We start from the raw sequence: 9,533 nt of genomic DNA, 5'->3' as shown, positions 1-9,533 counted from the left end.
TGAAATTTTGTCCAAGTAATCTTTTCTAGCATTTGATATGTATTCATGAATTCTAGCTACCTTTACTCGTTGTTTATTCCAGCGAGAAGATCCTTTCATTCTTCTAGAAAGAACACGCTGTGCTTTCGCCAACTTATCTTCTAATGATCGGAAAAACTTCGGATTTTCATAGTGTGTTCCATCTGACAAAATAGCGAAATCTTTTAGTCCTACATCTATTCCAATGTAAGAATGTGTTTTCGGAAGTTCTTGTACTTCTGTTTCAACTAATAGTGACACAAAATATCTACCAGAAGGGTTTCGTCTAACTGTAGCATTTACAATACGCCCCTCTACTTCGCGACTTTTGGCAAATCGAACAAGGCCTAGTTTCGGAAACTTTATTTTGTTCCCTACAACGGCAATGTTTTCATTTGTTTGTTTTGTGGTATAAGATTGTACGTTGTTCTTCTTAGATTTAAAGCGCGGTGCGCTGTTTTGTTTTTTGAAAAAGCGTGTATAAGCATCCGCAAGGTTGCGAACAGACGACTGAATCGCGATACTATCCACTTCTTTTAGCCAAACAAGCTCTTTTTTCATGGCAGGTAGTTTGGCAGAGCATGTACCATAGGTCAAGCCTTTTCCTGTCTCTTTGTATGCTTGATCCCATAAGGATAGGAAATGATTGAATACAAAGCGAGAACACCCAATCGTTTTGTTGATTAGAATTGCTTGTACCTGATTTGGATAGATACGAAACTTATAGGCTTTATTCATCATTATTTGATTCACCTCCATTTCGGTATATGACTATTATACACCAAACGTACATTCGATAGGTAGTGAGTAACACTTTCTGTATGTCGAACAATTAAGATGGCTTCCTGCCATCCCTTGTTCGAAGCCAATTCATCTCCCACCTACTCACTGAGCTGTGCCCCTTCACGCTCCTTGAGGAAGGAGTCTTCTTGGCTAAAATGATAAAATTAATAGGAGAAACGAAATAAATACGGTTATAGTTCTTTGGCATCTTCTCTTATTTTATGCCTTCTTTCCTTGCATCCATTTAAATTCCTCCTTTAAATTATCTATTTCACTTTAAATAATGCCTTAAAATCCCCTTTTTTTACCCTCTATTCCTAACATGTGGTATCATCCTTCCTTTTTAGTAATACTTTAGTAAACTAGACAACAGAAATGATATAGTCTAACATCTGTACACTGTTTACAGGGTTCCGATTAGTTTTCATAAAAAATCTGTTGTTTACGCTGAAATGGATAAGTTTTAATTTCATCTGTATCTAAATTTTCATGAAATAGATGTATGGCTATAATTTGTCTACAATCATAGGTATGATAATAATATATACCCGACTCCATACACATTGCGCTTGTATAAATGGTATTATCTAATGTACCTTCTTCCGTTATCACTCCACCTTTTGGAAGCTCACAATTCGATAAGATATGAAAAATGGCCGATACCCCTTCCTCTTCGTTATCTATATCTTGGATATTTTGTTTGCCATATGCTGCCCGAACAAATCTTGATGGTGGGGTAAAATCACCCGGAAGCCCTATTGAACCTGAACCTTGTCCAAAAGCACTTAATGATAAATCCCCCCATTGTGTAGACTCATAGGGCTGCGATCTAAGACCAATATATTGTCTTAAATTTTGTAGATGCCAGTTAAACTCTGGACTATTGGTCATTACCCCTAACGGATTGTCATACACTTTTAGCCCCTCAGTTGTCGGCTCTAGTACAATACATTCTCCCCATTTATCCGCTATAATCCAATGTAGCGGCGGAGTAAGTCCTAAAATAGGTAATGGTACATCCAAAAAAGAAATACTATCAACAGACTTTCTTAACTCTTCAATAGAATTGAACTGCGTGAGACTCCAAGCCACAAAATCAAATGGAGCCAGATTTGTTTTACTGTCATCTATACTTTCATTATAAGTGGAGAAACCTGGGAAATAGAGCGTTGCACATGTCATACCTGCTTCATTTACTCCATCTGCCAGAATGACCCTTCCTTGATAGTTAATCCCCATCCCGATAACTGCTTGTTTCGTTTCGATGGTTTCACCAGTTATATTGTTCCATCGATAACTTCGAGGAACTATTATTACTTCTTGACTGAAATCTAATGTAAAATCCATCGTTCTTGCAAAAAGATGTTGACCGTTTTTTGTCTGTAATGTCAAACTAGTACACATAAAGAACACCCCTTTGTTTAGTTTATTTAAACAAAAACCCATTTAATTTCTATCCTTAAGTTGATAGGCACGTATCTTTTTTCTTACTCATATTTATTGATTCCCCTTTCAAAATTTAAATTTTCTAATACAATAAGTCCAATACTATAAAGAAAATAAAAATGATCAAAGAAATTACTAATCTCCTTTATGATTTCCCCTAACAAGTTAAAAAGCTATTATAAACAAACTTCAATAAAAGATACCTTCTCCCTCCTTTTTTATCATTTTAGTCAAGAAGACTCCTTCCTCAAGGAACGCGAAGTGAGTAGGTGGGAGATGAATTGGCTAAAATGATAAAATTACAAACCTCTGTATTACATTTGTAATCTGAAACTGAATTTATACTTGTAATCTTTCGTTGTCAATATTATTTTATGTTTGCGAAATCCTTTCCTATGTCCATCAATATAAGCACGAAAAAAATCAACAGAAGTTTGGACTTTTATATCCTCCTAATTAGACAAGAGAGTGAATACTTCTATTTCTATAATTATTTTTGGATAAAAAAATGAAACCAACTTATTAATGGTCTCATTTTAACAACGGACTAAAATAACATTTGGTTGATTTTTTTACATAACAAATTGAATTTATTTCTTAACTAAATAGCGAAGGTTTAACCAGTTTTGTTGGATTATTTTGCGAGGGATCATAAAAATTAGCCAGTTGAACCTTTGGCCTCTCTAACCACTTTACAAACAAACCTCGCTAATGCATTATGCATTGGGGGGAATATTGTAAATATGACATCCATTGTTTTACGTAGTGGCATTGGGCATATTATAGGTTTATTTTTATGAACTCCATTAATAGCAATTTTCGCAAGTTTTTGAGGAGACATCATCTTGTGTTTTTTCATTTGTTTAGTTATAGCAGACTTATCGATATTTATTGCTTTTGCAGCATCAAATATTGGAGTATCAACGAAAGACGGACAAAGCGTACTCACTTTAATACCAAACTCTTCCGCTTCAAAATGAAGGGAGGTTGTTAAACCTACAATAGCATGTTTAGTCGTAGAGTAGGCCGAAGCTATTGGAGATGGACCAAGACCTGCAGCAGATGCCGTGTTGACAATATGTCCAAACCCTTGTTCTTTCATTATTTTATATCCCATTTGAGTACCATGAATGACTCCCCATAAATTGATATCAACAATTTCTTTCCAGTTTTCTAACGACATATCATACAATTCACCGTACATAGAGATTCCAGCATTATTAAATAGATAGTCTAGCCTTCCAAATTCTCCATATATCTCTTCAATTACATGTTCTACACAATTGTAATCAGTAACATCTAAATACGTAAACCTAGAATTTAAAACGTCTTGGTTAAGCTTTCCTTCAAACGCTTTTCCTTCTCTCTCATTAATATCAGCGATAACTACAAATACATTTCGAGACGATAATTCATTGCAAATGGCTCTGCCAATCCCTGAGGCACCGCCTGTTACAATAGCAATCTTTTTATTTTCTCCCATTCCAGTTCCCCCCATAAATTAATCTATTTTTGTGACTGAATGGTACCACTGCTATCGAATAAAAGTTGATTTATCATAGATGCATATTCTTCTGCCACACACAAAGCACCATTGCTATTTAGATGAATACCATCTAAAGTCAAATGAAGACCTCGCTTACTGGATAATCGATCAATTCGAATTGGATTCTTATAAAGAAACACATCCTTCATTACAGTCATAACACTTGTGCTGATATAGTCTGAACTGTTCACGTTAGCCAACCGTTTCTCAAAAACTGATTGCATATCCAGAAAACTAACATTTAAAAATTGACTCGATATATTTTCAATAATAGTAGACAACCCCTTTAACTCGTAATTTGATTGATTTTTTAAATTTTCTCCCACTATTGCTGGTGAAACTACAACAACGTACTTTGAAAAAGGAATGACTATATTCAGTATTTTGTTGAAATAATTATTAAATTCTCGATGGTCTTCTACAATTGGTTGAGCTTGCACTTTTAACAGTTTTGAATAAACATCATTAGCACCAATCCAAAGGAAGATTAAATCAAAATTTGATTCCAACTTGATTTTCGTTAATCGTGTATGCAAACTTTTAACCGTTTCCCCTGGTTTACCAAGGTTTAAAAATGTGATACTTGGATATTTTCGTTTTAATATGTTCACAAAGGACACTCCTGGACGACCTTCAGTTAAACTATCACCGATTAATCCAATCTTCATTTTCATTTCCCCCGTCTTTTATTGATTCTAAAAAGATTGTAATCGCTTGATTAAACAGCGGTTCTAGTGTTTTCAACTCATGTGTATTCGTGAGCTGACATAATCCCCCAAGCCAAGTTCCTAGCAATATAGTCCATTCGTCTAGATTACCATCTTTAAACTCCTTTTTTTCTACCCCCTCTTTTAATATTGTTTGATAAGTATTCATTGGTATAATTGATAAATCGAATAATTTCTGGACCGATTCAGGACTAGATTTTGGGTTTGAAGCGAGCTCTTGACCTGATTTTAATAACGGCGTTTGGTAATTATAAAGGACATGAATTGCCATGCTATATAGTTTTTCAGTTGCGGTTGAATAAGTAGATTCTTTTGCTATCCATTTTTCATACCAATTTTGCATAGTTTGTTGCGCTAAGAGAACAAATAGCTGTTCTTTGTTTGTAAAATGATAATATATATGTCCTTTACTGTAACCAGAGGACTTGGAAATATCTCCGACAGATGTTTGGTTATATCCTTTTTGAGAAAACAAAAGAGATGCATGCTCCATGATTTCTTTTTTTGTAATCTCACTATCATAATGCCTTTTATTCAAATACATTCTCCTCCCTTTAATTAGTACAGTCGTTCTAATTTAAATATACGTATAGAATTTAATTTTTGTGCAGATTATTAAAGAAATTACACTTATATTTTAGAAAATAGGGGGAAATCCTACATGAACTTCAATTCAAATAAGCTTTTCTTTATGTGAGTATGGTACAAGTGCATTGAAACTTAAAAAATAACTACCAAAATAAGAATGTTTATCTATATAAGCGGTTTTAATTAAGATTAAGGCTAAAATTAGGAGAAAATAAGTTAGCCTTGATTAGCTTAGTTAGAATCATAAAATTCTTTATCAATTGGTGAAATATGTTTTTACTCATAGTAATTGAATCTAACACATCTATTTTCTTTTCATTTATTATTAGTTCCTTCAAATTTTTATTTTTTTATTGGCAAATGGATAATGTTTTCTAAAATAAAAATACATTCCCATTTGAAAGTGATACATTTTTATTAACAATAAGTGGCTATTGTGTTGAAATCTACTTTTATTAGTAATTAAAGCTTGACCAACAGATAAGTGGGTAAAAAGAGCTGTATATCATTAAGATATAGAGGTTTGTATAATATGCCGACGTCATCTTACAAATGAGACGAATGTAGAAAATAGTTATGCTATAGATCACATTGACCACTAAGCCGTATGGGCAATAATGATCTAACAAACTTGTAATAATTTCAAAGTTAATCGGGCGACTAAAATAAACAACGGCACAATACCTTTTTGAAATCTATAAATCTCTAACTACACTGCAAAAAAGTTTCTTTAAAAAGTATTCACTTTAGTGTCCCTGTTTAAAGAAGCATCCCTTCTCTTATCTCGATGTGTGGACAGGATAATAAGTACTAGTTGGACTGTTTCTGTAGATGGTAGAGCATTTTACACTATAAAATAAGTTTCTACTTTCATGTCTTTGTACACTTTTTCAAAAGTGTACAAAGACATGAATCTCTAAACAATTTAGACAAGAAAGTATATCCTTCATGAATATCTTTTGTTACTTATGTAGAATTAAATTACATTTTAGTTAAACTCCACATTTAATAAGGTTTTACTGAGGACTAAAAAAGAGAGCATGGCTCTCTTTTTTAGTTATTTACTATTTAGTTTTGTTTCAAATTCAATTAAATTAGTTGAAGCGTTACTAAAATTTTGTTCAGAAAGTTAACTAGATTTTCGTGCTACTTTTATTTTACATAAGAGCAACATCTCTTATTCCTTGCAATATAGCAGTTGCTAATCTTTTTAAAAGTTTTTAGAATTTCACTTGTGCATGTGTAGTAGTTTCTGTAAATTTATCAGATTGACTAGCTGAAACTCCAAACGTAAGGGGTGAAAACGATATAGACGGAGAAACTTGGAATGTTGTTTCTTGATGCAAGTATTTACCATAAGCATCTATCTGAGTAGTAGCTGCTAATCTCTCAACTGTATAATAAGAGAATGCGGATAAAGTTAGAACTTTTTCGTTATAACAAGCGTAGGATTTATTAACATCATTAGGTAAATCAATATTTAAAGCATAGCCAGAAGGTCCTTTTGACCATTTGTTGCTGTCCTTCGTATAAGTTGCATTCTTAGATTTAGTTTTATTACAATCATACTTTAGCTTCCATTTTTGTTGTCCGTATTGTGATCCTGGAGAAGGAGCCCAAAAAGAACTGTTAACACCTGTACCTATAACATCTATTTTTCTATTACTAGGCATAACACTCCATTCTATGGAAGTTTTTACCCTGTACTTTTGTTTTGCTTTTAAAGAGACAATATTAGTTGTAACCTTTTTATAAGATGTGGTATTCGTATCGCTAGAAAGTTTTGCCACACCATTGCTTTTTTGTACTCTTTTTGCTTCTTCTAGTTGAACTTCATTTAAATACGTGTTCTTATCAATTTCAATTTCTTTACTTGAATTATTAACTCCATTTTCAGTAACTTTAATAAACTTTTCTTTGGTAGCTACAACTTGGCCATCAATTTCTAAGTTTTTCATTATTTCCATTACAGGCATGTCCGAAATTTCTTCTTTAGAGAAACCTAAAGACTCTAAATGTTTTATTTGTTCTACATTTAACTCAGCAGCTTCAACTTTAATATCATCCAAATTAAATACTATAAACCCCATCAAAAAACCAACAAATAAGTATATTTTTTTCAAAATAATCCCCCTGGTTATTTTTATGTTTTAATTAAATTATACAAATAATACAGTTGTTGCATTTCAAATGTTTTACTATTAAATTCGAATTTTTATAAATCTGCTTGATAAACCATATATCGACCACTAGCAAGGGTAACGAATACTTGATTATCTTTAATTTTTACTACAGTGCCGTTAGAAGTATAATTATTTAATTTTGTTTTTGCTTTAACAGAAATTTTATTATTTCCATCAATCTGAACCAAAAGCATCTGACCAGTGGAACTAATTACTATTGCATGTTTATCCTTGAGGGCCACCACTTTATTCCATTTATAATTTTTACTTTCTTGATCAGTCAGTTCTGAACTCTCAATCTTTTCCCCTTCTTTATTAAAAAGGGCGAATTTTGCACCCTCTCCAACAGCTATTATAGTACCATCAGAAAGTCTGTCAATTGACGTAATGTCATGTTTTGTTGATCCCCAATCCCCAAAGTTGATGACGTTTCCATTTGTTAGTGACATGACTTGATATTTCCCTTTATCACCTACCATCAAGATCAGGTGTCCACATAACTGAATTGAATCGTTAATATTCCAATCATTTGGCCATTTTCCTGTTCGTGTTACGCCATAAGAATCACCATCAAGGATAGCATAATAACCTTTATCGTAAACTAATAAAAGCCTTCCATCCAATAGTTTCTTAACAAATCTCGGATTACGTTTGTCCGATAGTTGCCCTTGTTCAACTAAACCTGCAGATGAATCTACAACTTTCCATTTTCCTGATGTACCCGCAATAAAAAAGTTACCATCAGATGTTTTTACAATGCCCTTTGTAGGAAAAGAAGGTTTGTTCTTTTCATGTGAAACCATTGATCCACCAGATTCAGTGCTTAATACAGCTAAATCAGTAGAATTTCCAACAAAAATAGTATCCCCATCGATACCTACAGCTTCCTGGATAGTGCCAATTCCATCCCATTTATTACTCACAACACCATACAGATTTGCTGCACTTGCACTTGTAGGTAGTATCAATAAAGCGCTTGCAAGTAATAATGTAGATAATTTCTTGAGTTTAATCATATTTCCACCCCTATCAAATATATTTAATAAATCATATATAAATATATTAACACATTAGGTAATAAAAGGTAACTGCTATAACATATTTATCAAAAGGATTCAGAATAGTTAATTATATTATTCGATATGTATATTCGATTATAAAGGTTGCCTTTAAATATTAATAAATATAAAATTTAGCTAGGAAAAATTATGCAAAAAGGTTAAGTAGGGGTAATTTGTACCGTTTCTAATTCCATTCCCTGTATATATTCAAGTCGTTCTATTAATTTTAGAAATATTTCGGGTGAAGGATGACCCGGTGATTCCTTTAACCACCCCAATATAGTTTTATTGGATTCGGATGGACGCTTTAAAGTAATTATCTCTTCAAGCTTTACTGTTTTTTTCGATGAAATGAGTTTACCCAAATTAAATTTATTGAGCATGGATTGTAATTAATCATCATTTATTATTCCTAATTTATTGGATGCAAAGATTATTTCTGCAGTCATATGAAGCTCCCCAAGTCCTCTTTATCTTTAAATAAACTTCCATATAATAATGATTTCGTTAACCATGCGAAAAATCCCCTTTAGCAGAATAAAGATTAGCTAATTGTTCATTTCTGTTAACTTTCTGTATAACGGAGCTCTGGACACATTTGTAATTTTACAAATGTGATTTAAAGTCATTCCTCCTTTTTTATATAGCTTTACTGCATAATTTATTCCCGCGTGATTTTTATGATATTTCTTTAACCGACCTTTAAACTTCCCTTCTTTCTTAGCCAGTTCAATCCCTTCAAGTTAACTCATACGGATAAAATCTCGCTCTAATTGGTTAACACCACCCATAACCGTAATTAAGAATTGGCTGTATGGATTATCTTCAGATAAATCTAGCCATGAATGGATTGGCAAGAGCTATTTTCTTTTGAAAGCAGGGTGAGCTTAGGGAAGCATCAACTGCAAAGGGCTAGTGCCTTAAATATAATCATTAATGCCATCAGTATCTGGAATACCTTACATCTAACAAAAGGAGTTGAATATCAAAAACAGGCTGGTAGTTTTAATCAATAATTATTGCGCCATATGTCGCCTCTAGGTTGGGAACATATTAATTTACTAGGAGAATATCATTTTAATTCGGAGAAAGCGATCTCATTAGATGCTTTAAGACCACTAAAACTTTCTTAACGTTGTTAAAAACGGAGGAATCGTCAGGAAAATAAGGTTAACGTTGT

At 32.8% G+C, this 9,533-nt stretch carries 7 protein-coding genes and 3 pseudogenes; 1 reads left to right on the top strand and 9 read right to left on the bottom strand.

All coding sequences use genetic code 11. The features are described 5' to 3' along the window. From QO049_RS23025 to QO049_RS22985, 9 genes and pseudogenes are all read right to left on the bottom strand, one after another. A partial coding sequence (locus QO049_RS23025; RefSeq protein WP_284489520.1) for an RNA-guided endonuclease TnpB family protein occupies window positions 1–759 on the bottom strand: 759 nt, incomplete at its 3' end. Window positions 760–1,218: 459 nt separating this feature from the next. After that, window positions 1,219–2,205 (bottom strand): choloylglycine hydrolase, encoded by a 987-nt coding sequence (gene bsh / locus QO049_RS23020; protein ID WP_284489519.1) that lies wholly within the window; start codon window positions 2,203–2,205, stop codon window positions 1,219–1,221. 700 nt (window positions 2,206–2,905) lie between these two features. Next, the gene (locus QO049_RS23015) at window positions 2,906–3,745 is read right to left on the bottom strand and encodes an SDR family NAD(P)-dependent oxidoreductase (protein ID WP_284489518.1); all 840 of its coding nucleotides are present in this window, start codon (window positions 3,743–3,745) and stop codon (window positions 2,906–2,908) included. A gap of 8 nt (window positions 3,746–3,753) precedes the next feature. Then, entirely contained in the window at window positions 3,754–4,461 is a 708-nt protein-coding gene (locus QO049_RS23010) for an SGNH/GDSL hydrolase family protein (RefSeq protein WP_284489517.1), read from the bottom strand. Next, window positions 4,439–5,059 carry a TetR/AcrR family transcriptional regulator gene (locus tag QO049_RS23005; protein ID WP_246963242.1) on the bottom strand — a complete coding sequence of 207 codons (621 nt, stop codon included), beginning with the start codon at window positions 5,057–5,059 and terminating at the stop codon, window positions 4,439–4,441. The genes QO049_RS23010 and QO049_RS23005 overlap by 23 nt, the downstream gene beginning before the upstream one ends. A 1,107-nt stretch (window positions 5,060–6,166) precedes the next feature. Next, window positions 6,167–6,311: pseudogene (locus tag QO049_RS30790) on the bottom strand (ribonuclease); the annotation flags it as partial. Window positions 6,312–6,329: 18 nt separating this feature from the next. Beyond that, window positions 6,330–7,232 carry a hypothetical protein gene (locus tag QO049_RS23000; RefSeq protein WP_246963255.1) on the bottom strand — a complete coding sequence of 301 codons (903 nt, stop codon included), beginning with the start codon at window positions 7,230–7,232 and terminating at the stop codon, window positions 6,330–6,332. A gap of 92 nt (window positions 7,233–7,324) precedes the next feature. Continuing rightward, window positions 7,325–8,308, bottom strand: coding sequence for a hypothetical protein (locus QO049_RS22995; protein WP_087965573.1), 984 nt, complete (start codon window positions 8,306–8,308; stop codon window positions 7,325–7,327). 593 nt (window positions 8,309–8,901) lie between these two features. Further along, a pseudogene (locus QO049_RS22985) lies at window positions 8,902–9,198 on the bottom strand (helix-turn-helix domain-containing protein); the annotation flags it as partial. Between QO049_RS22985 and QO049_RS22980 the strand changes: the two are divergent. Next, a pseudogene (locus tag QO049_RS22980) lies at window positions 9,192–9,486 on the top strand (Tn3 family transposase); the annotation flags it as partial. The pseudogenes QO049_RS22985 and QO049_RS22980 sit on opposite strands and share 7 nt — an antisense overlap. Window positions 9,487–9,533 lie beyond the last annotated feature (47 nt).

The organism is Bacillus sp. RB3 (genome assembly GCF_030164735.1).
GTDB lineage: Bacteria > Bacillota > Bacilli > Bacillales > Bacillaceae_G > Bacillus_A > Bacillus_A cereus.
Note: the sequence above shows the minus strand (reverse complement) of the source record. Positions and strands in the feature narration are given on the sequence as shown.